The organism is Burkholderia sp. PR2 (assembly GCF_052372875.1).
Lineage (GTDB): Bacteria > Pseudomonadota > Gammaproteobacteria > Burkholderiales > Burkholderiaceae > Burkholderia > Burkholderia diffusa.
In genome coordinates, this window is the sequence record NZ_JBQRWH010000001.1 from 2,461,452 (window position 1) to 2,484,207 (window position 22,756).

Annotated in this window: 27 protein-coding genes and 2 pseudogenes; 13 read left to right on the forward strand and 16 right to left on the reverse strand. The window is 65.8% G+C overall.

Annotated features, from left to right (window positions below):
* The first annotated feature begins 7 nt into the window (after positions 1–7).
* The 5 genes from ACT2FV_RS10925 to ACT2FV_RS10945 all read left to right on the forward strand — a co-directional run bounded on the left by ACT2FV_RS10925 (position 8) and on the right by ACT2FV_RS10945 (position 3,803).
* Positions 8–1,039 carry an ABC transporter ATP-binding protein gene (locus tag ACT2FV_RS10925; RefSeq protein ID WP_059598946.1) on the forward strand — a complete coding sequence of 344 codons (1,032 nt, stop codon included), beginning with the start codon at positions 8–10 and terminating at the stop codon, positions 1,037–1,039.
* 35 nt (positions 1,040–1,074) lie between these two features.
* Positions 1,075–2,163 (forward strand): extracellular solute-binding protein, encoded by a 1,089-nt coding sequence (locus ACT2FV_RS10930; protein ID WP_151051831.1) that lies wholly within the window; start codon positions 1,075–1,077, stop codon positions 2,161–2,163.
* 25 nt (positions 2,164–2,188) lie between these two features.
* A complete protein-coding gene (locus ACT2FV_RS10935; RefSeq protein ID WP_420868018.1) occupies positions 2,189–3,004 on the forward strand; it encodes an ABC transporter permease in 816 nt (271 codons plus the stop codon).
* Positions 3,005–3,074: 70 nt separating this feature from the next.
* The gene (locus tag ACT2FV_RS10940) at positions 3,075–3,545 is read left to right on the forward strand and encodes a TIGR00725 family protein (RefSeq protein ID WP_409360394.1); all 471 of its coding nucleotides are present in this window, start codon (positions 3,075–3,077) and stop codon (positions 3,543–3,545) included.
* A 63-nt stretch (positions 3,546–3,608) separates the two neighbouring features.
* Positions 3,609–3,803, forward strand: coding sequence for a YqaE/Pmp3 family membrane protein (locus ACT2FV_RS10945; RefSeq protein ID WP_044848494.1), 195 nt, complete (start codon positions 3,609–3,611; stop codon positions 3,801–3,803).
* Positions 3,804–3,906: 103 nt separating this feature from the next.
* On the opposite strand, the gene ACT2FV_RS10950 is transcribed toward ACT2FV_RS10945, so the two are convergent.
* Genes ACT2FV_RS10950 through ACT2FV_RS10960 form a run of 3 tightly spaced genes read right to left on the reverse strand, consistent with a single transcriptional unit; the run spans position 3,907 to position 6,516 of the window.
* Positions 3,907–4,086: a hypothetical protein gene (locus ACT2FV_RS10950; protein WP_059598950.1), complete on the reverse strand. Its 180-nt coding sequence runs from the start codon at positions 4,084–4,086 to the stop codon at positions 3,907–3,909.
* Entirely contained in the window at positions 4,058–5,065 is a 1,008-nt protein-coding gene (cydB, locus tag ACT2FV_RS10955; RefSeq protein ID WP_059598951.1) for a cytochrome d ubiquinol oxidase subunit II, read from the reverse strand. The genes ACT2FV_RS10950 and cydB overlap by 29 nt, the downstream gene beginning before the upstream one ends.
* A 29-nt stretch (positions 5,066–5,094) precedes the next feature.
* Positions 5,095–6,516, reverse strand: coding sequence for a cytochrome ubiquinol oxidase subunit I (locus ACT2FV_RS10960; protein WP_124624418.1), 1,422 nt, complete (start codon positions 6,514–6,516; stop codon positions 5,095–5,097).
* 491 nt (positions 6,517–7,007) lie between these two features.
* Here ACT2FV_RS10960 and ACT2FV_RS10965 point away from each other — a divergent pair, with 491 nt between their 5' ends.
* The 3 genes from ACT2FV_RS10965 (at position 7,008) to ltaE (ending at position 9,104) form a co-directional block, all read left to right on the forward strand.
* Positions 7,008–7,331 carry a hypothetical protein gene (locus ACT2FV_RS10965; protein WP_444503840.1) on the forward strand — a complete coding sequence of 108 codons (324 nt, stop codon included), beginning with the start codon at positions 7,008–7,010 and terminating at the stop codon, positions 7,329–7,331.
* A 13-nt stretch (positions 7,332–7,344) separates the two neighbouring features.
* Positions 7,345–7,872 (forward strand): hypothetical protein, encoded by a 528-nt coding sequence (locus tag ACT2FV_RS10970; RefSeq protein WP_444503841.1) that lies wholly within the window; start codon positions 7,345–7,347, stop codon positions 7,870–7,872.
* Between the two features lie 218 nt (positions 7,873–8,090).
* Positions 8,091–9,104, forward strand: a complete 1,014-nt coding sequence (gene ltaE / locus ACT2FV_RS10975) for a low-specificity L-threonine aldolase (RefSeq protein ID WP_444503842.1) — start codon at positions 8,091–8,093, stop codon at positions 9,102–9,104.
* Positions 9,105–9,213: 109 nt separating this feature from the next.
* On the opposite strand, the gene ACT2FV_RS10980 is transcribed toward ltaE, so the two are convergent.
* The 3 genes from ACT2FV_RS10980 to ACT2FV_RS10990 all read right to left on the reverse strand — a co-directional run bounded on the left by ACT2FV_RS10980 (position 9,214) and on the right by ACT2FV_RS10990 (position 12,067).
* Positions 9,214–9,426 carry a DUF1059 domain-containing protein gene (locus ACT2FV_RS10980; RefSeq protein ID WP_059598956.1) on the reverse strand — a complete coding sequence of 71 codons (213 nt, stop codon included), beginning with the start codon at positions 9,424–9,426 and terminating at the stop codon, positions 9,214–9,216.
* 106 nt (positions 9,427–9,532) lie between these two features.
* Positions 9,533–10,438 carry an HTH-type transcriptional regulator ArgP gene (locus ACT2FV_RS10985; protein WP_059598957.1) on the reverse strand — a complete coding sequence of 302 codons (906 nt, stop codon included), beginning with the start codon at positions 10,436–10,438 and terminating at the stop codon, positions 9,533–9,535.
* 609 nt (positions 10,439–11,047) lie between these two features.
* Entirely contained in the window at positions 11,048–12,067 is a 1,020-nt protein-coding gene (locus tag ACT2FV_RS10990) for an IS110 family transposase (protein ID WP_124557756.1), read from the reverse strand.
* Positions 12,068–12,341: 274 nt separating this feature from the next.
* Between ACT2FV_RS10990 and ACT2FV_RS10995 the strand changes: the two are divergent.
* Positions 12,342–12,746: pseudogene (locus ACT2FV_RS10995) on the forward strand (DNA adenine methylase); the annotation flags it as partial.
* Positions 12,747–12,785: 39 nt separating this feature from the next.
* On the opposite strand, the gene ACT2FV_RS11000 reads toward ACT2FV_RS10995, so the two are convergent.
* The 5 genes from ACT2FV_RS11000 to ACT2FV_RS11020 all read right to left on the reverse strand — a co-directional run bounded on the left by ACT2FV_RS11000 (position 12,786) and on the right by ACT2FV_RS11020 (position 15,383).
* On the reverse strand, positions 12,786–13,496 hold the full coding sequence (locus ACT2FV_RS11000; RefSeq protein WP_151050224.1) for an immunity 52 family protein: 711 nt from the start codon (positions 13,494–13,496) through the stop codon (positions 12,786–12,788).
* A gap of 12 nt (positions 13,497–13,508) precedes the next feature.
* On the reverse strand, positions 13,509–13,877 hold the full coding sequence (locus ACT2FV_RS11005) for a restriction endonuclease fold toxin 5 domain-containing protein (RefSeq protein WP_338084137.1): 369 nt from the start codon (positions 13,875–13,877) through the stop codon (positions 13,509–13,511).
* 118 nt (positions 13,878–13,995) lie between these two features.
* Entirely contained in the window at positions 13,996–14,475 is a 480-nt protein-coding gene (locus ACT2FV_RS11010) for a hypothetical protein (RefSeq protein ID WP_239007227.1), read from the reverse strand.
* Positions 14,468–14,971 (reverse strand): DUF4123 domain-containing protein, encoded by a 504-nt coding sequence (locus ACT2FV_RS11015; protein WP_151050220.1) that lies wholly within the window; start codon positions 14,969–14,971, stop codon positions 14,468–14,470. Before ACT2FV_RS11015 ends, ACT2FV_RS11010 begins: the two co-directional genes overlap by 8 nt.
* A 4-nt stretch (positions 14,972–14,975) precedes the next feature.
* Positions 14,976–15,383 (reverse strand): PAAR domain-containing protein, encoded by a 408-nt coding sequence (locus tag ACT2FV_RS11020; RefSeq protein ID WP_151050218.1) that lies wholly within the window; start codon positions 15,381–15,383, stop codon positions 14,976–14,978.
* A 174-nt stretch (positions 15,384–15,557) separates the two neighbouring features.
* On the opposite strand from ACT2FV_RS11020, the gene ACT2FV_RS11025 reads away from it, so the two are divergent.
* The 3 genes from ACT2FV_RS11025 to ACT2FV_RS11035 all read left to right on the forward strand — a co-directional run bounded on the left by ACT2FV_RS11025 (position 15,558) and on the right by ACT2FV_RS11035 (position 18,813).
* Positions 15,558–16,649 (forward strand): IS630 family transposase, encoded by a 1,092-nt coding sequence (locus tag ACT2FV_RS11025; protein ID WP_444503777.1) that lies wholly within the window; start codon positions 15,558–15,560, stop codon positions 16,647–16,649.
* A gap of 309 nt (positions 16,650–16,958) precedes the next feature.
* On the forward strand, positions 16,959–18,029 hold the full coding sequence (locus ACT2FV_RS11030) for a rhodanese-like domain-containing protein (protein WP_124624409.1): 1,071 nt from the start codon (positions 16,959–16,961) through the stop codon (positions 18,027–18,029).
* Positions 18,030–18,153: 124 nt separating this feature from the next.
* Entirely contained in the window at positions 18,154–18,813 is a 660-nt protein-coding gene (locus ACT2FV_RS11035) for a glutathione S-transferase family protein (RefSeq protein WP_059608119.1), read from the forward strand.
* Between the two features lie 136 nt (positions 18,814–18,949).
* On the opposite strand, the gene ACT2FV_RS11040 is transcribed toward ACT2FV_RS11035, so the two are convergent.
* Positions 18,950–19,645 carry a phosphatase PAP2 family protein gene (locus ACT2FV_RS11040; RefSeq protein WP_444503843.1) on the reverse strand — a complete coding sequence of 232 codons (696 nt, stop codon included), beginning with the start codon at positions 19,643–19,645 and terminating at the stop codon, positions 18,950–18,952.
* Between the two features lie 528 nt (positions 19,646–20,173).
* Entirely contained in the window at positions 20,174–20,812 is a 639-nt protein-coding gene (locus tag ACT2FV_RS11045) for a 2-hydroxychromene-2-carboxylate isomerase (RefSeq protein ID WP_444503844.1), read from the reverse strand.
* 163 nt (positions 20,813–20,975) lie between these two features.
* Between ACT2FV_RS11045 and ACT2FV_RS11050 the strand changes: the two are divergent.
* Positions 20,976–21,191, forward strand: a pseudogene (locus ACT2FV_RS11050) (amidohydrolase family protein); the annotation flags it as partial.
* A 25-nt stretch (positions 21,192–21,216) separates the two neighbouring features.
* Here the strand turns inward: ACT2FV_RS11050 and ACT2FV_RS11055 are convergent.
* The 3 genes from ACT2FV_RS11055 to ACT2FV_RS11065 all read right to left on the reverse strand — a co-directional run bounded on the left by ACT2FV_RS11055 (position 21,217) and on the right by ACT2FV_RS11065 (position 22,639).
* Positions 21,217–21,693, reverse strand: a complete 477-nt coding sequence (locus tag ACT2FV_RS11055; RefSeq protein ID WP_059608082.1) for an SRPBCC family protein — start codon at positions 21,691–21,693, stop codon at positions 21,217–21,219.
* A gap of 120 nt (positions 21,694–21,813) precedes the next feature.
* The gene (locus ACT2FV_RS11060; RefSeq protein WP_059608083.1) at positions 21,814–22,299 is read right to left on the reverse strand and encodes an SRPBCC family protein; all 486 of its coding nucleotides are present in this window, start codon (positions 22,297–22,299) and stop codon (positions 21,814–21,816) included.
* On the reverse strand, positions 22,262–22,639 hold the full coding sequence (locus ACT2FV_RS11065; protein WP_124624388.1) for an ArsR/SmtB family transcription factor: 378 nt from the start codon (positions 22,637–22,639) through the stop codon (positions 22,262–22,264). The genes ACT2FV_RS11060 and ACT2FV_RS11065 overlap by 38 nt, the downstream gene beginning before the upstream one ends.
* Positions 22,640–22,756: the final 117 nt, after the last annotated feature.

A 22,756-nucleotide genomic window follows, 5' to 3' on the forward strand; every position in this document is an offset into this window, starting at 1 on the left:
AACCGTCATGAGTCTCGATTTCGAAAACGTCAGCTTCCAGTATCCGGGCGCCCGTCACGGCGTCGACGCGGTCACGCTGTCCGCGGCCCAGGGCGAGCTGCTCGCCGTGATGGGCCGCAGCGGCTCCGGCAAATCGACGCTGCTGCGCCTCGCCGCCGGCCTGCTCGACGGCTACCGCGGCCGCATCGCGATCGGTGGCCGCGACATGGCCGGCGTGCCGGTGTGGCAGCGCGAGGTCGGGATGGTGTTTCAGCACTACGCGCTGTTTCCGAACCTGTCGGTCGTCGACAACGTCGCCTATGGCCTGAAGATGCGCGGCATCGCCGCGGCGCCGCGCCGCCGTCGCGCGCTCGAGATGCTCGAACGTGTCGGCCTCGCCGCGCAGGCCGATCGCAGCACGGCGCTGCTGTCCGGGGGGCAGCAGCAGCGCGTCGCGCTGGCCCGCGCACTCGTGATCGAACCGAAGCTGCTGCTGCTCGACGAGCCGCTCGCGGCGCTCGACGCCGGGATTCGCCACCAGTTGCGCGACGAGATTCGCGCGCTGCAGCGCGCCTGCGGCGCGACGACGCTGCTCGTCACGCACGACCAGGACGAAGCGCTCAGCATGGCCGATCGCGTGGCGATCGTCGACGGCGGACGCATGCTGCAGGCCGGCACCCCGCGCGACCTGTACGAGCGTCCTGCGACCGCACAGGTCGCGCGTTTCGTCGGCCATTCGACGCTGCTGCGCGGCCGTGTGCTCGCACATGGCGCGGTCGACGTGCGGTTCACGACGCTGTGCGCGGAGACGGGGGCGCACCGGCCGGGCGACACGGTCGACGTGCTGATCCGGCCGGAACACCTGCAACCCGATCCACCCGGGGACGTCGCGAACCGCATCGATGGCCGCGTCGGCGAGGTGCGCTACTTCGGCGCGACACAGCGCTTCGACTTCGTGCCGGCCGGCGCGACCGACGCACTGCTCGGCGAAGGGCGCGAACTGCCCGCGCGCTGCGTGTCGATTGAGCCGCGCCATCTGCTCGTGCTGCCCGCCGCGTGAGCGCGGGCGACCTATTCATTCAACGGAGAATCACGATGTCTGCACGCCGCCACTTTCTTCATGCGACGCGCCGCCGCCTGCTGGCGCTCTGCGCGTTCGCGACCTTCGCGCCGGCGCTGGCCCATGCCGCGTCGCTGTATCCCGGCGAGGATGCGCTGTACGAGAAGGCCGCCGACGAAGGGCTCGTCGTGTCGTTCGACACGGGCCCGGAATGGGCGAACTGGAAGTCGCTGTTCGCCGAATTCCGCAAGCGTTACCCGAAGGTCGAGATCACGTACAACGACATCGGCTCGGCGGCCACGGTCGTCGCGCTCGACAAGTCGCGACGCCGCCCGCAGGCCGACACGGCGTACTACTTCGCGGCGTCGGCGCTCGATGCGACGGCCAAGGACGTCGTCGCGCCGTTCAAGCCGGTCAATTTCGACAAGCTGCCCACGGTGTTTCGCGCGGCCGACGGCCGCTGGTTCGCGGTGCACTCGCTGAACATCGCGTTGCTCGTCAACAAGAAGCTCGTGAAGAACGTGCCGCAGCGCTGGTCCGACCTGCTGAAGCCCGAATATCGCAATGCGGTCGTCTATCTCGACCCGCGCTCGACCGGGCAGGGGCAGGTCGCCGTGTTCGCCGCCGCCTATGCGAACGGCGGCAGCGTCGACAACCCGAAGCCTGGCGCGGAGTTCTTCGGCAAGCTGAAGCAGGCGGGCAACGTGCTGCGCGTCGAGGGGACGACGCCCTACGCGAAATTCGTCAAGGGCGAGATTCCGATCCTGATCGGCTACGAGAACGACGGGCTCAAGGCCAAGTACACGGACGGCATGGGCGATGCGGCCGAAGTCGTGATCCCGCAGGACGGCAGTGTATCGGCGCCGTATGCCATGAGTCTCGTGAAGAACGGACCGAATCCGGCCGCCGCGCAATTGTGGCTCAACCTCGTGATGAGCGACGTCGGACAGGGGCTGTTCGCGCAGGGCTACGTGCGCCCGGCCGTGCCCGGCACGCCGGTCGCGCAGGACGTCGCGGCGAAGCTGCCGAACGCGCCGCAGGTGCGTCCGCTCGACGTCGCGAAGGCCGCGACGCACAAGGCCGAAGTCGACCAGCTCTGGTCGCAGGCCACGCTCGGCAAGTAAGGGGCGCGCGATGCGGGTTTCGTCCATGCGGCATGGCGTCCTGCGCCGCTACGGCGCGGTGCCGGCGGCCGCGCTGTTCGCGGTGTGCTTCGCGCTGCCGCTCGCCGCGCTCGTCGGCGCCGCGTTCGACGGCGGCGGTCGCGCGTTCGCCGCGGTGTTCGGCGATCCGCTCGTCGCCGACGCGATCGTGCGTTCGCTGGCGCTCGCGATCGGCGCCGGCACGCTGTCCGTCGCCGTTGGCGTGCCGGTGGCGTTCGTGCTGGCCGGGCAGTCGCCGGCGCGCCGCCGCTGGTCGCTCGCGCTGCTCGGCGTGCCGCTCGCCTTCTCCGGCCTCGTGATCGCGTACGGCTTCATCCTTGTGTTCGGCCGCGCCGGTTTCGTGACGATGCTGCTGGCGTCGCTCGGCGCGGACCCGACCGTGGTCGGCGGCGCGATCTACTCGATGCCGGGGTTGGCGTTCGCCTATGCGTATTACCTGATCCCGCGCGTCGCGCTGATGCTCTACCCGGCGCTCGCGAATCTCGACCGGCGGCCGCTCGAGGCGGCGCTCACGCTCGGCGCACGGCCGTGGCGCGCGTGGTTCGACGTCGCGTGGCGGGAGCTGTGGCCGTCGATCGCGTCCGCGTGGTGCCTCGTGGGTGCGATCGCGCTCGGCACGTACGGCACGGCGCTCGCGCTGGCCGGCACGCAGGTCAACATCCTGCCGCTGCTGATGTATCTGAAGCTGTCCGACGGACAGACCGATTTCTCGCAGGCCGCCGTGCTGTCGATCGTGCTGACGGCGCTTTGCACCTGCGTTCTTGCACTGGGGGAAGGACTTGCACGGCAACGACGTCATTGAATGGTCGAACGACACGCGCGCCGCGCTGGCGCAACTCGCGCAGCGACAGCGCGGCGCGCAACCGCACCGGATGCCGGTCGGCGTGATCGGGCCGCGCGACGCGACGGACACGCAGCTCGCCGTCGCCGAGCGGATCGCGCACGGGATCGCGGCGACGGGCATCGCGATCGTCGGCGGCGGCAAGCAGGGCGTGATGGAGGCCGCCGCGCGCGGCGCGCGGGCCGCGGGTGGATGCGCGATCGGGCTGCTGCCCGAGGATGATGCGCGGGACGCGAATCCGTATCTGACCGTTGCGCTGCCGACCGGGCTCGGCATTACGCGCAACGCGCTGATCGCGCGCGCATCAGTGTGCCTGATCGCGGTCGGCGGCGGTCTCGGCACGCTGTCGGAAATCGCGCTGGGGCTGCAATGGGGCAAGCCGGTGTTCGGCATCTGCGACGCGCCGCAGGTGGCGGGCGTCGAGCGTTTCGACGAAGCGGGTCTGCTCGTCGCGCGCGTTGCGCGATGGCTGTCCGGTTCGGAGCAGGTCGGCTTGAAATGAGGGGCATGACGCGCCATATTGGCCGCGTACGTTGTTCCTCAATGATGCGAAAAAGGAAATCCGATGCGTCTGCTGCTTGCCCTCTTGCTGCCGTGGTTCCAGTTCTTCACGATCGGCCGCCCGATCGCCGGTGTGATCTGCCTGATCCTGCAGCTCACGATCATCGGCTGGCTGCCGGCCGCGATCTGGTCGGTGTATGCGCTGAGCCAGTACAAGACCGATCGCAAGATCGAGGCGGCGCTGCGCGAGCGGCGGTAGGGGAGAGGCGCGCGGCGCCGGCGAGGCCGGCGAATCGGAAACATCGGCCGGCGACATGAAAACGGCCGCTCCGATCGTCGTTCGATCGAAGCGGCCGCGCCGCTTACTTCACCGCGAACAGCGTCAGGTTCATGAAGATCTTGAACGCGTAGCCGAGCGTGACGGCGCCGAGCACGCCGCCCGCCCACAGCACGACGAACCACATCCAGCCGCGCATCCGCGGCCGCGGCGCGTCGGGCTGGCGAGCGGCGGAATCAGTGGTGGTAGTAATGCTGGTCTTCATGGCGCACCTTGCCTCGGAATACCCAGTAACCCATCGTCGTGTAGGCGATGATGATCGGGAGGATAACCGCTGCGCCGACCAGCGTGAAGGTCTGGCTCGAACGCGGTGCCGCCGCTTCCCAGATCGTCATCGTCTGGGGAATCGCATACGGGAACAGCGTGACGAGCAGGCCGACGTAGCCGAGCAGCACGAGCGCCAGCGCGAGCACGAACGGCGTCATGTCGTGCCGGTCGCGGACCGCGCGACGCATCCACACCGCGCACCCGGCGACCAGGAACGGCACCGGCAGCAGGCGCCAGAACAGCCCCGAATCGAACCAGCGCTGCGCGATGGCCGGATCCTGCAGCGGCGTCCACAGGCTGACGACCGCGATGAAGCCGAGCAGCACGACGGTCAGCGGCCACACGACGCGATGCAGGCGCCGTTGCAGGTCGCCTTCCGTCTTCGCGACGAGCCAGCAGCAGCCGAGCAGCGCATACGTGACGATCAGGCCGAGGCCCGTCAGCAGGCTGAACGGCGTGAGCCAGTCGAACGCGCCGCCGGCGTACACGCCGTCCTTCACGTCGATGCCCTGCAGGAACGCGCCGAGCGCGATCCCCTGGAACAGCGTCGCGCCGGCCGAGCCGCCGATGAACGCGAGATCCCACAGCTGCTTCGTGCGGCGCGCCTTCGCGCGGATCTCGAACGACACGCCGCGGAAGATGAGGCACACCAGCATGAAGATCAGCGGCAGGTACAGCGCCGACAGCACCGTCGAATAGACGACCGGGAACACCGCGAACAACCCGGCGCCGCCGAGCACGAGCCACGTCTCGTTGCCGTCCCACACGGGCGCGACGGTGTTCATCATCAGGTCGCGTTCCTTCTCGTCAGGGAAGAACGGGAAGACGATGCCGATGCCGAGGTCGAAGCCGTCGAGCACGACGTACATGAAGAGCCCCAATGCGATGATCGCGGCCCAGATTACGGTGACGTCCATAGGTTTTCTCGTTTGCGAATGGGGTGGGCTCAGACGGTCTCGATCAGCTCGTCGACGGCCGACATCGGGCGGCGCGCGGTGTGATCGGGGCGCGTGTCGGGCATGTCGTGCTTCGGGTCGTGCTTGACGTCGGGCAGCGCGGGGCCGGCCTTCATCAGCTTCAGCATGTAGTACACGCCGGTGCCGAACACGAGGAAGTACACGATCACGAACGTCATCATCGACAGGCTGACCTGCTGCACCGAAAGCGGCGACACGGCCTGCGCGGTGCGCATCACGCCATACACGACCCACGGCTGGCGGCCCGCTTCGGTCGTCACCCAGCCCGCGAGCAACGACACGAAGCCGGTCGGGCCCATCACGAGCGCGAAGCGCTGGAACCACTTCGATTCATACAGCGTGCCGCGGCGGCGCAGCAGCCACGCGAGCGCGGCGAGGCCGATCATCGCGAAGCCGAGGCCGACCATGATCCGGAAGCTCCAGAACACGACCGTCGAGTTCGGGCGGTCCTCGGGCGGGAAGTCCTTGAGCCCGCGGATCTCGCCGTCCCAGCTGTGCGTGAGGATCAGGCTGCCGAGATGCGGCACCTTCACCGCGTAGCGGGTGGTCTCCGCCTGCATGTCCGGAATGCCGAACAGGTTGAGCGCGGTGCCGCCCTTTTCGGTTTCCCACAGCCCTTCGATCGCGGCGATCTTCGCGGGCTGGTGCTTCAGCGTGTTGATGCCGTGCTGGTCGCCGATCACGGCCTGCAGCGGCGCGAGCACCAGCAGCAGCCACAGCGCCATCGAGAACATCTTCTTCACGCCCTTGTCGCGGCGCCCCTTCAACAGGTGCCATGCGCCCGTCGCGGCCACGACGAGCGCGGCGACGATGAACGCGGCGATCGCCATGTGGAACAGGCGGTACGGGAACGACGGGTTGAAGATGATCGCGAACCAGTCGGTCGGCACGATGCGGCCGTCGACGATCTCGAAGCCTTGCGGCGTCTGCATCCAGCTATTCGACGCGAGGATCCAGAACGTCGAGATCAGCGTGCCGATCGCGACCATCAGCGTCGCGCCGAAGTGCGCGCGCGGGCTCACGCGATTCCAGCCGAACAGCATGATGCCGAGGAAGCCGGCTTCGAGGAAGAACGCGGTCATCACCTCGTACATCAGCAGCGGGCCGGTGACGGCGCCGGCGAAGCTCGAGAAGCCCGACCAGTTCGTGCCGAACTGATAGCTCATCACCACGCCGGAGACGACGCCCATCCCGAACGCGACCGCGAAGATCTTCGACCAGAACAGGCAGAGGGTTTTGTAGTACTGCTTGCCGGTCTTCAGCCAGCGATATTCGAGCACGGCGATGAAGCTGGCGAGGCCGATGCTCAGCGCCGGGAAGACGATGTGAAAGGAGACGGTGAACGCGAATTGCAGGCGGGCCAGATCGAGGGCCGAAAAAGCGGTGTCCATACCAGTTGACCGAGGCTGACGATACCCGCCGGCGGGTGCCGGCGGACCCCGGCCGACGGGGCATCGGGGTTGGCTGGAGTATGTGCCGCGATATTGCGCCGCGAAATGCGCCAACTCGTCGCAGATGTCCAGTCCGCCGCGCGCGTTTTCGGGATAAATCGTTGATTCGTATCAACAACACCGGTCGTCGCGTGCGCGATCGTGACGTGGCGGTCTGTCGCACATGCGTCAATATGGCGCGTCGCGTCATCGGAACGGCGCGTTGCGAACCGGCGTGCTGCGTGGCGCCGCCGCCTGCGGCCAGTCCGTTTCGGCGCGTTGACGCGTAACGCGTGCAGTCCCGCTGGCGGGCCCTGGCTGACGGGGCCGGTTACATGGGTAACGTCGCGCAACATTGGCGCCCGCGCCTGTAATGGCTGGCGAATCGCGCACGGCGTAGCGTTCGATATGTCCGGTTCGTATCGACGAACCGTCCTGCCGGAGAACGTGACGTGAATGGATTGAAGCTCGTGCTGGGCGCGGTTGCCGCGGTGGCCGTCGCGACGGGCGGCGTCGCGCATGCCGCCCGGGTCGGCGTGTACGTCGGCCCCGGTTACCCGTATTACTACCCGGTCGTTCCGGCGCCGTACTACTACCCGCCGCCCGTGGTCGTGGTGCCCGTCGATCCCGGTCCGCCGCCGGAGTACGTCGAGAAGGACCAGCCGCAGCAAGGCGGCGCGGACGTCTGGTACTACTGCGACGCGTCGAAGCATTACTACCCGTATGTGAAGACCTGCAAGTCGGGCTGGCGATCGGTGCCGGCGCGGCCGCAATGAGGGAGGCCCGACGATGAACCCCATGATTCGATCGCTGCGCGTGCCGGCCGTGCTGGCGCTGGCCGGCCTGCTCGGCGCGTGCGCGTACATGCCGACCGGGCCCAGCGCGATGGCGCTGCCGGGCACCGGCAAGTCGTTCGACCAGTTCCGCGTCGACGATGCGAACTGCCGCCAGTACGCGTTCCAGCAATCGGGCGGCGTGAGCGCCGGGCAGGCGTCCACCGCGAGCGCGGTCGGCAGCGCGGCCGTCGGCACCGCGCTCGGCGCGGCCGCCGGCGCCGCGTTCAACGGCGGCTCCGGTGCGGCCGTCGGCGCGGGTGCCGGGCTGCTCGCGGGCAGCGTCGTGGGCGCGGGCGCCGCGCAGGGCTCGGCCTACGACGTCCAGCGCCGCTACGACTACGCGTATCTGCAATGCATGTACGCAACCGGCAACCGCGTGCCGGTGCCGGGAGGGATGAGCGGCGGATATGTCGGGGGCGCGCAGCGCGCGGCACCGCCGATGCCGCCGCCGGGTGTCCAGCCACCGCCGCCGCGCTATTGACGATGCCGCCCCGAATGCCGGACTCCCCGCCCCGGCGCGGGGCGCGTCGCTTCGTGCCGGTCGCGGGGGGATCGTGCGGCGGTGGCGCGCGATCGAGCGCCGCTTCCTTGGGCGGCGCGATGCATCGGCAGGCGCTGCGCGAATTGCGTACACTCTGAGTCTCGTTTCGGCAGGGCCGGGCGCATCGGTTCCGGTCCGCGTTCACTCAGGGCACGAAGATGATCGATTTACGCAGCGATACCGTCACACGTCCGAGCCAGGCGATGCTGGCCGCAATGACTGCCGCCGAAGTCGGCGACGACGTATGGGGCGACGACCCGACCGTGCTGCGCCTGCAGGCGGTCGCGGCCGAGCGGGCCGGCAAGGAGGCCGGCCTGTTCTTCCCGAGCGGCACGCAAAGCAACCTGGCTGCGCTGATGGCGCATTGCGAACGCGGCGACGAATACATCGTCGGCCAGCTCGCCCACACCTACAAGTACGAAGGCGGCGGCGCGGCCGTGCTCGGCAGCATCCAGCCGCAGCCGATCGAGAATGCGCCGGACGGCACGCTGCCGCTCGCGAAGATCGCCGCGGCGATCAAGCCGCTCGACAACCACTTCGCCCGCACGCGCCTGCTCGCGCTCGAAAATACGATCGGCGGCCAGGTATTGCCGGACGGCTATGTGCAGGAAGCCGTCGCGCTCGCGCGCAGCCGCGGGCTGGCGACCCACCTCGACGGCGCGCGCGTGTGCAATGCGGCCGTCGCGTCGGGCCGCGCGATCGCCGAGCTGTGCGCGCCGTTCGATACCGTGTCGATCTGCTTCTCGAAAGGGCTCGGCGCGCCGGTCGGTTCGGTACTGGTCGGCAATCGCGCGCTGGTCGAGCGCGCGCAGCGCTGGCGCAAGGTGCTCGGCGGCGGGATGCGGCAGTCCGGCATTCTCGCGGCGGCCTGCCTGTATGCGCTCGACCACAACGTCGAGCGGCTCGCCGACGATCACGCGAACGCCGCGCATCTCGCCGCCGGCCTCGCGCGCATCGAGCCGGTGAAGGTGCTGTCGCACGCGACGAACATGGTGTTCGCGCAATTCCCCGAAGCCGATTGCGCGCCGCTCGAGGCGTGGCTGAAGGAACGCGGGATCCTCACGCAGATGCTGTACGCGTCGCGCTTCGTCACGCACTGCGACGTGTCGCGCGCGGATATCGATACCTTCATCGACGCGGTTGGCGCGTATTTCGCGCAGCGGCGCGCGTAAGGTGGAATGCGCCGGCCGGCCCGGGGGCGCAGGCGCGGCGCGAAGCGGGAGTGGGGAGGCGACTGGGCGGTGCTGTGGCCCGTCTGTCGATATCTGGCGTGCCGGTGGACTACGCGTGCCGGGGCATGTCGGCGGGCGGCGTGCCGTCGCGGAACAGTGCTTTCAGCTGCGTGCGAAGTTCGGCGCTGTCGGTGTGCTGATGCACCGAGACCGCATGCTGCACGGCGGCCTCCAGTAGTTCGTTGTCGGAGTCGGCGGAAATCGCGACCGAGCAATGCATCGCGCTGGGAAACTCACGGCAATCGATATAGCGGCGGGACATGATGTTCTCCTCACGGGAAAGGGAACGGCCGGATGGGCGTGATCGGCCGCGCGGCGCGTTCGCGAGGCCGACGAAAAAAGTATAGGCGACGTGCCGGCGACGCTGGTCAGGACAGCGGCGCGAGCAGTCGGCGCGCCGCTTCGACCACCCGCGTGGACAGCGACGCCATCGTCGGCGACTGCACGGTCCATGCGTGCCAGTACAGCGCGATATCGGTCGGATGCATGGGCGCGAGATCGACGAGCCCCTGCGCGTCGAGCGGCGCGCCGCCGATCAGCGGCTCCGGCACCATCGCGTAGCCGAGCCCGTGCCGCACCGCCGCGAAATGCGCGTGCGTGCCCGGCACGTAATGGCACGGATACGCGCCTTCGGGCAACCCGAATTTCTCCTTGAGGAACGTGGACTGCAGCGTGTCGCGCCGCGAATACGCGACGACCGGTGCGACGCGCGCGCTCGTGCGGCTCAGGCCGCGCGGGAACCAGCGCCCGGCGAACGCGGCGGCCGCGAGCAGCCGGTAGCGCATCGTGCCCAGCGGCGTCGCGACGCAGCCGCGCATCGGCTTCGGCTCGGTCGTCACGCAACCGACGGCCATCCCGCTTTCGAGCAGCGCAAACGTGTGATCCTGATCCTCGACGATCAGCTCGAACAGGATGCGCTCGCCCGCGAGCACCGACGTCAGTGCGGGCAGGAACCAGGTGCCGAGGCTGTCGGAGTTCAGCGCGATCGTGACCGAGATCGGCGATTCGCGCTCGGCCGCGAGCGTGCTTTGCAGGTCGGCCTGCAGCAGCGCGACGCGGCGCAGGTGCTGCAGCACGCGCTGTCCGGCCACCGTCGGCCGGCACGGACGCGTGCGCAGCACGAGCGGCGTGCCGAGGCTCGCTTCCAGCGCGCGCACCCGCTGCGTGACGGCGGATGCGGTCACGTGCAGGCGCACGGCGGCCTGCTCGAAGCTGCCGGTGTCGGCGACGGCCAGCAGCGCGGCGGCCTGCTTCGGATCGATCGTCATCGACATGTATCAGATTGCCCGAGACAGGTTGTCATACTTAAAACGATGAAGCCTTGGTAGTCATGGCATTGGGGCCGATCATGATGCTTGACGATCAAGTGTGGCATGGAAATCGGTCACACCTTGGGACCAAACTGTGACCGATTCGGCATGATGTGCCAGATGGTCTGGCGCTAGATGCGCATATCGGATGAAGTTGACCCCTGTAGTTCCGGACACAGCGTCACACTAAGGTTGCTGAATCCATCGAGCGCCGGAACTCGCGAGGCGAGCGGTATTTCAGCGCGCTATGGGGATGCTTCTCGTTGTAATGTATATGAACGCCTCCCTTTGCGAGAAGCTTTGCTTGAAATTCAGAACAAGACGGGCTGCAGCTGTATATCCGGCCTGATTGCAGCTCAAACCACTGCTGCGGGCCCCGATGAAATCCGCTGACTCGCACCTCATTGCTCAAACGAGCTCGGAGCTCACATTACAACCCAGGTTCAGCGAGTCCCGGTCCTACCTGTTCTGTCATATCAGCGAAGCGCCTGCGCAACCTGTTGATAGTACATGTACAGCACAATGAGTTTTTTGGCTGAGTTGCTGTTTACCGGCTCCGATGGGGGAGTATGTTCACGTCGGACGAACACTCCCATAGCTCTTTTCATAGGGCCGATCGTGTGCGAGGACAGCCCAGATGATTCGTGCAAGCTTGTTCGCCAGAGCGATAACTACCACGTTCGCTGGCCGTCGCTTCTTTAGCTGCTCGACCCAAGGACCCGGGTCTTTGGCATTTGCCAGTACGCAGCGCGCTCCGTGAGTTAAGAGCGTGCGTAAATAGCTGTCGCCCCTTTTGCTGATCCCAAACAGATTTACCTTTCCGCCCGATCCAGACTGTCGGGGAACGAGCCCTATAAACGCTGCAAACTCTCGCCCCGACCTAAACGACTTGGGATCAGCCATCGTGGCCACGGCCGCCGTGGCAGTAAGGAGGCCGACACCAGGAATTTCTGCGATGGCTGAACAGTTTCTGTCCTGCTTTAGCCAGACGCGAAGCCGTTGCTCAATCCTTGCGATCTGCTCATCCATTCGTGCGACTTCGCTCCATCTTTCACGCAACGTGTCGATCAGCATTTCCGGTAGACGTTCGGCGAGCCTTTGCAGGGTGCCTGGCATTTCTCTTTCGAGGGTCGCGCGGCTCCTGCCCATAACCTCTCCGTATTCGGTCATCAGACCGCGCAAAGCATTTATCTGCATCGTCCGCATCTTCACAAGCTGCTCGCGGACCCTATGCATGGCAAGCACTGCCTGCTGCGTTTCGGTTTTTACGGCAACCTGCTTGCCCGGCTGTTGGACAGCCAGCCAGATCGCTCGCGCGTCCGCCGCATCGCTCTTGTTGCCGATGTTGAATGCCTTCACGAATCTCGGTGAGAGCAGCCTGACCTGATGTCCCAGTTTTGTCAGTTCACGTGCCCAATGTTGCGCGCCACCGCATGCCTCCATTCCGATAAGGCAAGGGGGACGATTTGCGAAATACTGCAAAAAGCTTGCACGTTTGACCGTCTTGCTGACAGTGCGGCCCGTGGTTGCGTCCATGTGGTGCACCTGAATTACTGACTTCGCGATGTCAATCCCGACTGGCGTGAGCAGCATATCGACCTCCGACTTGTACCAAGACTCCTTGGCCGTCTAACTATAGGTCGGCACCGTCGTCTCGGCTTGGGTGGGAGGCGTTCATTTCATTGCTCGAACGCGATGGCCAGGTTGTGTGCAGCAGTTGCTGCGTCCGGCTTCGGCATGAAGGCGACGTAGTCGCGCTTCATCGTCTTCACGACCTGCCTGGTGTTAGTCAAAAACACAGTCTTATGCCTACCCGTTATTGTAAGTGGGTGACTGTGTCCGGCGTTTCAGGGGGCTGCTCCAAACGCCGCCGGGCCTTAACCTGCTGCGCATCGACGAAGAACTGTCAGCGGCACACCTGCGGCTCGCGAACACGTTCGTCGAGCGGCTCGATTGGGCCGCGTGCATTGATCGATACGACCGGACACATACGCTGTTCTATCTGGACCCGCCGTATTACGAGACGGAGGGCTACGGCGTGGCATTCCCGTTTGGAGAGTACGAGAAAATGGCGCAGCGCCTGCGGTCGATCAAGGGGCGTGCAATCGTGAGCCTCAACGATCATCCCGATATTCGACGTGTGTTCGACGGGTTCCACATCGAGACCGTGCCGATTCAGTACACCGTTGGTGGAGGCGGCCGGGCCGCTGAACGGAACGAACTGATCATCTTCAGTTGGGACGACGCGGCGCAGCCCGTGGGGCTGTTCTAATCAACGTTGCCGGCGCGGTGCATCGTGCCGGCAACCTACTTACAGGTCGGCGAATGTAGGCAGGAGGTCTTGGTCGACGAGTCGAATCTCGATACGGTTCGCTGTCTCGATGTGCTCGGGATTCTTCATCGAGAACGGGGCGTCAGTTGTGCTGACGACGATTGTGCCGGTCTGAATCTTTCCGGCCTCAGGGACAGGAACAATCGCGTGTGCCTCCGGAACCTGCTGTTGCGTGATCACCTTCGGCAAATAAATCATCCAGCCGACCCCCGGCTTGTCGTCGAATACCTGCTTCGCCGCGTAACTCCTTGGAGAAACCGAAACATAGGCGGGCCGAAACGCGGCGACCGTGGCGCTCACAATTCGTTGAACTGAATCGATGTTCCCTAGTACCGCCGAACTGGATATTTTGATCTCGAAGGAATGCGGCACGGCATTCTCGCCGACGTGACATGCGATCGTGGCTCCTTCGCCCTTGTTCTGAATCCCGTTCCACAGCGCAACGTAGGATCGCGACGGATCGTCTGAAAACTGATGCTTTAGGACCGCGAGCAGTGCCGTCGATGGCTGGCCATTTTCGAACGCTGGGTACAGTAGCGCTTCATCCAAGGTGTCGCCTTGCGCGAACCAAGTACTTAGCGTCGAATCGATTGCACCCATCGTCGACACGACGATGTGAATGCGTGACAGTATCTTCTCGAAGTCTGTAGGGGCTAGTGTCTCGTCCCTGAACTGAAGGCTGAAGTCCATCTTGTTCTCGGTTTACGGTTGTACGACGGAAAGAACCGCATTGCGTCGGAGATCTTTGAGCAGGTACTCACGCACCTCCGCTTCTTCAAAGTACCACGTCAAACGTGCCGGGGGAAACAGCTTCACTTTGCCGCCTTGCCGCTCAATATCGGAGACCATTCCGGGGAAGCCTTTGAACCAAGAGACAGGTTCCAGTTCGCCATCGTCGTCTCGCTGAAGGAACTGCGCATAGCGGGACTTTGCCTCCTGCAGCATGCACGCGGCCGGCAGGAAGCCGTCGAATGCGATGCCTTGCCACACCCATTCCTCATTCCATTTTCCCGCGTTACTGTACGGCCGGCCGGTGATGCGGCCTTGATACTCGCGCGAGTGGTCGGACATATGGTGCGTCTTATTTTCCGCCCTGCCAGTTTCCTCTGGCGGGCACTTCTTGCAGCTCTCGCCGGTTCGTGGAATTGCGCGCACGTCGGGCTTTGCGTCACTTTTGTCCTTCGGCGTATCACCCGACAGACTCCCCGTTCCCGCCACTGCCACCCCGCCCAACAAGGCTGCGCCAGCGCGCGCCAAGAGCGGCCCAAGTTCCACTGCCGCCGCTTCGATTATCGGTACCACCAATCCCGCCATCTCGAGATCCCCCGTTGTATTGCGGATGTTCGATGCGCCATTTGATGACGCGAAGGTAATCATGAAAACGCGCGTCGGTTGAGCGTCCTGGCCGAGTAAGCCACGCGCGGGTTGCGGGCTTCTCGTAGAAGTTCGGAGCGTATGCCTCGATCCGAAGAAATGCAGCGACATTCTCGTCGGACTGGATGCCGAGTCGCCGAGCAGCGACGTATGCGTTCCAGAGCCGCGTTGGCAGCGTGGCGTCATCGGCCAGCTTCGGATCTGCTTTGATGAGATCGAGCCGGGTGCGTTCGACGTATCCGCGCGCATCGATCTCGGCCAGGCCGGCGATCTGTTCGCTTGTCAGTTCAAGCATGCGGGTGCACTCCCTTCAATTTTCCGTTCACCTCCACGAGCCAGTTGAATGTCGGGACGAAGAACTGCATGCGCTGCGTGAGCTCCATCAGCGACGCCATGTCGGCCATGATGCGGGCATCGTAGAACCGGAGGAGGGCAGTGCGTCCGTCCGGCAGGCTCACATCGAGGCGGCCACGCAGCTCGTCCGCGAGCGATTCGGTCGGATAGGCGCTGATCAGCCAAGATACGCCGGTCGGGCCGCCGGCCATGACGGATAGCGAGCGTCGCACGTTGCCGGTTGCTCGCTCGTAGTCGAGCAACCACGGACCCGCATCGGCCAGCGAAGCGTCCGGTGTGCCGTCGAATAGTGCCACGGCTGCTTGCGATCGCTGAGGGGGTGATCTGCCGGCTGCGTCTTCGAACAGGAGGCCGTCGACGAGGGCGTACAAGTGCACCTGCATGGTCAACTGCTGTTGCCGCGTGAAGTAGAACGCTTCGATCGAATTGCCGGTCATGGTTCTACCCGCGCGCGGTCATAGTTGCAGCATTTTCGGCCGCGGACTTCAGGCATTCGAGGCAGAGCGTCGGCGAAGGAGCCAACGTGGCAGAGGCGGTTGCTACTGCGCCGCCGGTCGATGCCTCGCCGGCCCCGACGTCGTCGAGCGTCGCGGATGACTGCGAGGCAATCAGCGTAGCGCCGCACGCGGTTTTCATGCCTTCGATGGCCGTTTCCCGACCTGCAATTTGGTGCGGGTAACGTCGCCCGGTGGCGGGCAGGATCGGAAATACCCCCTTGCACTGCGGGCAAAGTACCTTATGCCCGACACCGGCAATGGGTTTTCCGTCAATCGTCGCGCTCGCGCTGCCCTCCAGCACGCGGCCACCGTGCGTCGTCGTGTCGCCGACGCAGATCATGGCTCGGGCCATAGTTCTCTCGTAGGTGTGGTTTTGGTATGAATTTACCATTTCCGGGAGAGAGACCGGCCGTTGGCTATCGCGCAGTCGGTCAACTATTGTCAATCGAAGCTAGTGTCCCGTTCCGTTGTTAACTGGTCTATGTTCACGTAGCATGTTGACGTCAACGGAACGGGAGACGTCAGCATGGTGATGGGACGACCGAAGGCGGAACTGGTGCTGAGCGAAGACGAGCGTTCGCAACTGATGTCGATAGCGCGCTCTCGCTCGATTTCGGCTGCGCTGGTCTCGCGGGCGCGCATCGTGCTGGCGGCGGCTGACGGCGAGCCCAATAGCGCGATCGCGCAACGCCTGCAACTCACGCGTGCCACGGTGGGCAAGTGGCGTCTGCGGTTTCTGGATCAGCGAATCAACGGACTCTATGACGAAGTACGTCCCGGCAAGCCACGCACCATCGACGACGAACGGCTGGCCCAACTGATTCACAAGACCCTGCACACGAAGCCGGCAGATGGATCCACTCACTGGAGCGTGCGCACGATTGCCGCCGAAACCGCCATCTCGCCGACGAGCGTGCACCGTTACTTCAAACTGCTGGGTCTGCAGCCGCATCGAAGTGAAAGCTTCAAGCTCTCGACCGATCAGTTCTTCATCGAGAAACTGCGCGATGTGGTCGGCTTGTACCTCAGTCCGCCGGAGAACGCTCTGGTGCTGTGCGTGGACGAGAAGAGCCAATGTCAGGCGCTCGAGCGCACGCAACCCATGCTGCCGATGGGTTTCGGCTACGTTGAAGGCGTCACTCACGATTACGTCCGTCATGGCACCACGACGCTGTTTGCCGCCCTGAATGTGCTCAATGGCGCCGTGCTCGCTACCTGCAAGCCGCGTCATCGACATCAGGAATTCCTGTCGTTTCTGCGCGAAATCGACAAGGCCGTGCCAGCCGAACTCGACGTGCACTGCATCGTCGACAACTACGGCAGTCACAAGCATCCGAAGGTCAAGGCGTGGCTGGCGGCACACCCCCGCTGGCATATGCATTTCATTCCCACCTACAGTTCGTGGCTCAACCAGGTCGAACGCTTCTTTGCGCTGATCACCGACAAAGCGATCCGTAGAGGCTCGTTCGGCTCGGTCAAACAACTGGTCAAGCGAATCGATCAATTCGTTTCCCACTACAACGAAAACTGCAAACCGTTCGTCTGGACCGCGTCAGCCGATTCCATCCTCGAAAAGCTGCATCGACTTTGCTCGCGAATCAGCGGAACAGGACACTAGCGCTGTTGATCATGCGACGAAGCTGGTCGAGCGCGAACGAGTCGGGATACCTGTCTTTGTCTGTGATCGATCGTCATCGAGATGCCGACGCAATTCCCGTGAACGTAAGACGAGAACAGGCGGTAGCGTAAGACCGCGCGCGCGATGGCCGGGGCGCGGCATGACACCTCACCGCATGCAACGATGCGGGTGGCGTGCGCGTTTTGCACTACCCTGTATGAACGCGCGCCCCGCGCGGCGGGTGTCGCAACCGGCACCCTTCGCACTATCCGCACAACCCGCACGCCCAGCCGACGGAGCGACTTCGCCATGATCTTCCGGCAACTCTTCGACCCGCAATCGTCGACCTACACGTACCTCCTTGCCGACGGCGCATCGCGCGAAGCGCTGCTGATCGATCCTGTGTTCGAGCAGGTGCGCCGCGACGCGGCACTGCTCGACGAACTCGGGCTAAGGCTCGTCGCGACCGTCGACACGCACGTGCACGCCGATCACGTGACGGGTGCGTGGCTGCTGAAGCAGCGCACCGGCAGCGCGATCGCGATTTCGGCCGCGAGCGGCGCGCAGGGCGCCGACCGTTACCTGAACGACGGCGATCGCTGCGCATTCGGCACGCGCTACCTCACCGTTCGCGCGACACCGGGCCACACGAGCGGCTGCATCAGCCTCGTGCTCGACGACGAATCCATGGCGTTCACCGGCGACTGCCTGCTGATACGCGGCACCGGCCGCACGGATTTCCAGCAGGGCGACCCGCGCGCGCTGTATCGCGCGGTGCACGGCCGGCTGTTCACGCTGCCGGCCGCCTGCCTGCTGTATCCCGCGCACGACTATCGCGGGCTGACGGTGACGAGCGTCGGCGAGGAGCGGCGCTTCAACCCGCGCCTCGGCGGCGATCTCAGCGAGGACGATTTCGCGGGCTACATGCGCAATCTCGGGCTCGCGCATCCGCGCCAGATCGACGTCGCGGTGCCGGCGAACCTGCAGTGCGGCGTGGCTGCGAACGCACCCGACGCGCACGCGGTGGCCGACTGGGCGCCGCTCGTCTACACGTTCGCCGGGTTCTGGGAAATCGATCCGCAGTGGCTCGAAGATCACCTGCCGGAGGTGCAGGTCGTCGACGTGCGCGAGCCGGACGAATTCTCGGGCCCGCTCGGCCATCTGCCCGGCGCGACGCCGATTCCGCTCGGCGAACTGGCCTCGCGCACCGGCGAGCTCGCGCACGACCGGCCGATCGTGACCGTGTGTCGTGCCGGCGGCCGCTCCGCGCAGGCGACGGTGATTCTCCTGAAGGCCGGTTTCGATGCGGTCGCGAACCTCGGCGGCGGGATGCTGCGCTGGCGCGGCGAAGGTCGCGTCGTGATGGACGGCCGGTCGTAACGGCGCGATACCGCATACGAAAAAATGTTCGGGCCGCTGTCGAATCGGCGAGGCGCCGTTCGTCGTCAAGGGATCCGATCACATGGCGCTGCATGACGCGGCGCCGAAACCTGAGAGCCCCGCGATGACGCCGACGCTATACGCCCATCCCTTTTCGTCCTACTGCCAGAAGGTGCTGACCGCGCTGTACGAGAACGGCACGCCGTTCGCGTATCGCGTGCTCGCGCACGACGATCCGAAGCCGATGCAGGAACTGGCCGCGCTATGGCCGATGAAGCGTTTCCCGGTGCTCGTCGACGCGGGCCGCACCGTGATCGAGGCGACGATCATCGTCGAATACCTCGACCTCTACCATCCGGGCCCCGTGCGGCTGGTGCCCGACGACCGGCGCGCGGCGCTGGAAGTGCGGACGATGGATCGCTTCTTCGACAACTATGTATCGACGCCGCAGCAGAAGGTCGTGTTCGATGCGCTGCGTCCGGCGCACGAGCGCGATGCGCGGGGTGTCGCCGACGCGCGCGCGATGCTCGAAACGTCGTATGCGTGGCTGGATCGCACGATGGCCGATCGCGAATGGGCGGCCGGCGACCGCTTCAGCCTCGCCGACTGCGGCGCGGCGCCGTTCCTGTTCTACGCGGACTGGACGCACCGGATCGACCCGTCGTTCGCGAACGTGATCGCGTATCGCAAGCGGCTGCTTGCGCGGCCGTCATTCGCGCGGGCGGTCGACGAAGCGCGGCCGTATCGTGCGTTCTTCCCGCTCGGCGCGCCCGATCGCGACTGACATGCGCGGCCGCGGGTGCCGACGCAGCGGCGACCTGACCGGCGGCGTGCGCATGGCGTGATGCCGCCGCGCAGGGCCGGCAGCGCGTGCCTGGGCGTCGTGACGACAGCAGCGGATGCATGGCGGCGCCGTCCCGTTACATCGCCGTGTGCTTGACCGACTGCGCGAGCGTCAGCAGTTCGTCGAACTGCGTGATCAGCTCGAAACACAGCAGGAACGCGAGCGTATAGGCCGGCGCGGGGAAGCGCCGGATCGCCTCCAGCACCTGCGTCGCGAAGCGCGATCGAATCGCATCGCGCGTCAGCAGCCACGCGATTGCGATGCCGATCGCGGCACCGGCGATCAGGTCGGTCGGATAGTGATAGCCGAGATACGCGCGCGGCACGCAGATGAACACGACCGCATACAGCAGCGCGAGCACGCCGGCCCGGCGCGCGATGATGAAGATGCCTGTCGCGATCGCCATCCACAGCATCGCGTGATCGCTCGGAAACGAACTCCACGCCTGCAGCGTGGCCGCGCGCAGTTCCTCGGACGGGAAGTGCAGGTGCAGATCGGGGTTGTAGATCGGCCGCACGCGGAACGGCAGGATTTTCGCGAGCAGCCGGCCGAACGCGAGCGCGACGAGCCCGCTCGCGACCGTCGCGATGACCAGCTCGCGTTGCCGTTCGCGTTCCGGTCCCGGCTGGAACCACAGCCAGCACAGCACGGGGATGAGGATGAAGCCCTTGAACGTATAGAGGCCGGCGATCACACGGATCGCGTGATTCATCAGCGGTCCGAACGTGATGTGGGTGAGGAAGGTCTGGATCGCGGTGTCGAAATTGTTCATGTTCTGCGACCCCGGCGGACACGCAGCACATGACACGTGACCGGCAGGGATCAGGAAGCGCGCTCGCACGGGAGCGCAATGGGGGGCAAGTATGTCACCGGTAATTTCGAAGAAAATGGGAAAAAATACCGGGATTCCCCTTAGAAAACGCGATTTTCCGATGGGGCCGGATTGGGAATGACCGTGCGGCGCGGTCATGTCGAATCATCTGACGGTTGCGCGCGCGTTCACTGCGCATCGTCGAAAAATAATGTGTTGAACTGGATAATCCGGTGAGCGATCGCGCACTTGCATCGGATGACCGAATGCGCGTCGCATCCCGCGTGGATCTGCCGCGCTGCGCCGCGCCGCGAAGCACCGAACGAAAATAAAAAGAAAAGGTGTGCAAGCCGTGTTGGGCTGCCCGCTCCGCATTTGCCTGCAGCGCTCGCGCCCCAAGCGCTGCTCGTGGACTTCGTCGCGATGATGCGCGAAGCCGTGCCGCTGCTCGTCGAAGGGCGCGACACGCAAGCATCGTCGCGCGTGTCGTCAACCGCGCCGGATACCTTCGGGCAGCGCGCTGATGCGGCGCACTTCGGGCGAGTCGAGCCACGCGCGCGACGTCGCGCAGTCGACGAACATGTCGGTCGCGTCGTCGCCCCAGAACAGGTCGCCGTCGAGTTCGAAGGTCGGCACGCCGAACACGCCGTGCGCGATCGCCTGATCGGTGTTCGCACGCAGCGCGTCCTTCACCGGTTGGGCTTCGACGGCCGTCACGCCTTCCGGAAAGCCGACCGCCTCGCACAGCGCGGCGAAGCCATCCGGCGTCGATACGTCCTGGCCGTCGCGCCAGATGTAGCGGAAGATCCGCCGGATCGCGTCGGGCGAGCCGCCCATCGCGATCGCGAGGCGCAGCGGCCGGATCGGGTTGAACGGATGGGCGGGCGGCATCCGGAACGGAATGCCGAGCTTGTCCGCGCGGTATTGCGCGTGGCGATACGTGAAGATGCGCTTCGCCGCGATCTCGGCCGGCGCCTTCTGGCCCCAGTGTGCGAGCAGCGCGCCGAGCACGATCGGCTTCGGCGCGTATGCGGCGGCAGGCGGCAATTGATCGAACCGTTCCTGCTGCAGATACGCGAACGGCGAAACGAAATCGAAATACCAGGTGGCGGTGCGCGCGGCGTTCATCGTGGGGTTCCCTTGCGTGTCCGGACGGCGGTTGCATGTGCGGCGCCGTTCGACGGCGTGTTGCATGCGTCGACGGCCAGTGTCGCATGCGGCCGCCTTTTGCGCTGCCTCATCGCCGCATGCGCGCGGCCGGTTAGGGCTGGGCGGGGCCGTCCGGTACCGCGAATCGGGCGAGACTGTCGCGCACGGCTTGCGCATCGTAGCGCGCGCCTGCGCCGCCGAGCGCTGCATGTTCGAGAGCAATTTCCCGGTCGACAAGGGTTCGTATTCGTACGTGAACGGCTGGAACGCGTTCAAGCGGTTGACCGCGCATGCGGGCCCGAGCGAGCGCGATGCGCTGTTCCGCGGGACCGTCACGCGCGCGTACCGGCTCGGCTGATGCGTCCTGCGCCCGTCGCCTCGCGCTAGCCCGTCTCGACCAGCGCGGCCAGCCGGGCGAGCGCCATTTGCCAGCCGGCCTCGTTGTCGGCGGCCGGCACGCCGGGCGGTACACCGTCATGTACCGCATCGATGCGTGTGCCGCCTGCTTCGTCGGACAGCATGATCGTGACCGTCATCGCGCCGCGCAGCATCGGATCGTCGGTTTCGAACACGTCGATTTCGACGATCTTCTGGTCCGGCACGAGCGTCACGAAGCGGCCGTGATAGGTGTCGGTGTGCGCGGTGGTCTTGCCGGTGCCGTCCGAAGGTGCGTCGTAGCTCAGCGACACGCGCAGCGCGCCGCCTTCGCGCGCGTCGTATGCGTGCACGCGGCACGTCATGCCGTCAGGCACTTTCCATTGTTCGACGGCGCGCGGATCGAGCAGCGCGCGGTAGACGCACTCGCGCGGCGCGTTCAGGTGCCGACTGACCCGGGTCGAATGCGTATGCATGTGCAGCATATGGCCTCCCGCGGAACGCGCACGACGGCGCACGCCGGATGCCGGCGTCTCGTCATGCGCCCTTCAGGAATCCTAGGCGCGCGCGCGGCCGCATGCAATGGCCCGCGCATGCGGCCGCATTCAGCGCAACGCGGCCGCGAATTCGTCGAGCTGCGTGATGCAGATGTTCCAGCCATCGAAAAAGCCGAGGGCCTCGTGCCGCTCGCGCGTGGCGGCATCAGGGTGCATCACGCGCGCCTCGTAGCGGCAGCCGGCGTCGTCGTCGGCCATCGTGATGACGGCCGTGAAGCCCAGCCACGGCACCTGCGGCCGCCAGCCGCCCGTGAGCATCGACGTGAATGCGATTCGCGCTTCCGGCACGATTTCGAGGAAGCAGCCGGGGTTGTCGCTCGTGCCGCCGTCAGGGCCGCGCATGAACGTGTGGAAGGCGCCGCCCGGGCGCAGGTCGAACGCGTGCACTTCGGTGGTCCACGGTTTCGGGCACCACCATTGCTTCAGCAATTCCGGGTCGGTCCATGCGCGCCAGAGTGCGTGGCGCGGCGCGCGCAGCGTGCGCGTGATGACGAGGTCATGGGCTTCGGCGGGGTCGACGTGGCTGGCTGACATGCGCTTGCTCCTCCTGGTGACGGCGTTCGACGAATTCCACGAGACGATCGGAGCGCGCTTCCCAGTGCGCGCGCTGCGCGGCGAGCCACTGCTCCGCCTCCGCCAGCCGGCCGGCGACCAGCTCGCAGGTGCGCGAGCGGCCAGTCTTCCGGGTCGTGACGAGGCCGCTGCGCTCGAGCACCGCGAGATGCTTCATGAACGACGGCAGCGCCATGTCGAACGGCGCGGCCAGTGCCGAAACGGTCCGCCCGCCATTGCCGAGCGCGCCGACGATCGCGCAGCGTGTCGGATCGGCGAGTGCGTGGAATACGTCGCTGATGCCGGGTTGAAAGTTAGCCATGTGGCTAAGCATAGGCGATTCAGCCGGATTTTTCATCGCGTAGCATGATGGGGCGGTAACACGCGCCAATCGGGCTGGGCGCCGTGTTGCCTTGCACCGGCCGCCGCTGTGCATGCA

Coding starts and splice junctions, on each gene's coding strand:
- ACT2FV_RS11065 (WP_124624388.1), bottom strand. CDS start 22,639: ATGGCTAACTTTCAACCCGGCATCAGCGACGTATTCCACGCACTCGCC.
- ACT2FV_RS10980 (WP_059598956.1), bottom strand. CDS start 9,426: ATGTCCCGCCGCTATATCGATTGCCGTGAGTTTCCCAGCGCGATGCAT.
- ACT2FV_RS11005 (WP_338084137.1), bottom strand. CDS start 13,877: ATGTCCGACCACTCGCGCGAGTATCAAGGCCGCATCACCGGCCGGCCG.
- ACT2FV_RS11020 (WP_151050218.1), bottom strand. CDS start 15,383: ATGGCCCGAGCCATGATCTGCGTCGGCGACACGACGACGCACGGTGGC.
- ACT2FV_RS10930 (WP_151051831.1), top strand. CDS start 1,075: ATGTCTGCACGCCGCCACTTTCTTCATGCGACGCGCCGCCGCCTGCTG.
- ACT2FV_RS10990 (WP_124557756.1), bottom strand. CDS start 12,067: ATGCTGCTCACGCCAGTCGGGATTGACATCGCGAAGTCAGTAATTCAG.
- ACT2FV_RS10960 (WP_124624418.1), bottom strand. CDS start 6,516: ATGGACACCGCTTTTTCGGCCCTCGATCTGGCCCGCCTGCAATTCGCG.
- ACT2FV_RS11040 (WP_444503843.1), bottom strand. CDS start 19,645: ATGAACAATTTCGACACCGCGATCCAGACCTTCCTCACCCACATCACG.
- ACT2FV_RS11060 (WP_059608083.1), bottom strand. CDS start 22,299: ATGTCAGCCAGCCACGTCGACCCCGCCGAAGCCCATGACCTCGTCATC.
- ACT2FV_RS10970 (WP_444503841.1), top strand. CDS start 7,345: ATGAACCCCATGATTCGATCGCTGCGCGTGCCGGCCGTGCTGGCGCTG.
- ACT2FV_RS10935 (WP_420868018.1), top strand. CDS start 2,189: ATGCGGCATGGCGTCCTGCGCCGCTACGGCGCGGTGCCGGCGGCCGCG.
- cydB (WP_059598951.1), bottom strand. CDS start 5,065: ATGGACGTCACCGTAATCTGGGCCGCGATCATCGCATTGGGGCTCTTC.
- ACT2FV_RS11025 (WP_444503777.1), top strand. CDS start 15,558: ATGGTGATGGGACGACCGAAGGCGGAACTGGTGCTGAGCGAAGACGAG.
- ACT2FV_RS11010 (WP_239007227.1), bottom strand. CDS start 14,475: ATGCTTGAACTGACAAGCGAACAGATCGCCGGCCTGGCCGAGATCGAT.
- ACT2FV_RS11045 (WP_444503844.1), bottom strand. CDS start 20,812: ATGAACGCCGCGCGCACCGCCACCTGGTATTTCGATTTCGTTTCGCCG.
- ACT2FV_RS10950 (WP_059598950.1), bottom strand. CDS start 4,086: ATGAAGACCAGCATTACTACCACCACTGATTCCGCCGCTCGCCAGCCC.
- ACT2FV_RS10925 (WP_059598946.1), top strand. CDS start 8: ATGAGTCTCGATTTCGAAAACGTCAGCTTCCAGTATCCGGGCGCCCGT.
- ACT2FV_RS10985 (WP_059598957.1), bottom strand. CDS start 10,438: ATGTCGATGACGATCGATCCGAAGCAGGCCGCCGCGCTGCTGGCCGTC.
- ACT2FV_RS11035 (WP_059608119.1), top strand. CDS start 18,154: ATGACGCCGACGCTATACGCCCATCCCTTTTCGTCCTACTGCCAGAAG.
- ltaE (WP_444503842.1), top strand. CDS start 8,091: ATGATCGATTTACGCAGCGATACCGTCACACGTCCGAGCCAGGCGATG.
- ACT2FV_RS11015 (WP_151050220.1), bottom strand. CDS start 14,971: ATGACCGGCAATTCGATCGAAGCGTTCTACTTCACGCGGCAACAGCAG.
- ACT2FV_RS11000 (WP_151050224.1), bottom strand. CDS start 13,496: ATGGACTTCAGCCTTCAGTTCAGGGACGAGACACTAGCCCCTACAGAC.
- ACT2FV_RS10945 (WP_044848494.1), top strand. CDS start 3,609: ATGCGTCTGCTGCTTGCCCTCTTGCTGCCGTGGTTCCAGTTCTTCACG.
- ACT2FV_RS11055 (WP_059608082.1), bottom strand. CDS start 21,693: ATGCTGCACATGCATACGCATTCGACCCGGGTCAGTCGGCACCTGAAC.
- ACT2FV_RS11030 (WP_124624409.1), top strand. CDS start 16,959: ATGATCTTCCGGCAACTCTTCGACCCGCAATCGTCGACCTACACGTAC.
- ACT2FV_RS10940 (WP_409360394.1), top strand. CDS start 3,075: ATGCCGGTCGGCGTGATCGGGCCGCGCGACGCGACGGACACGCAGCTC.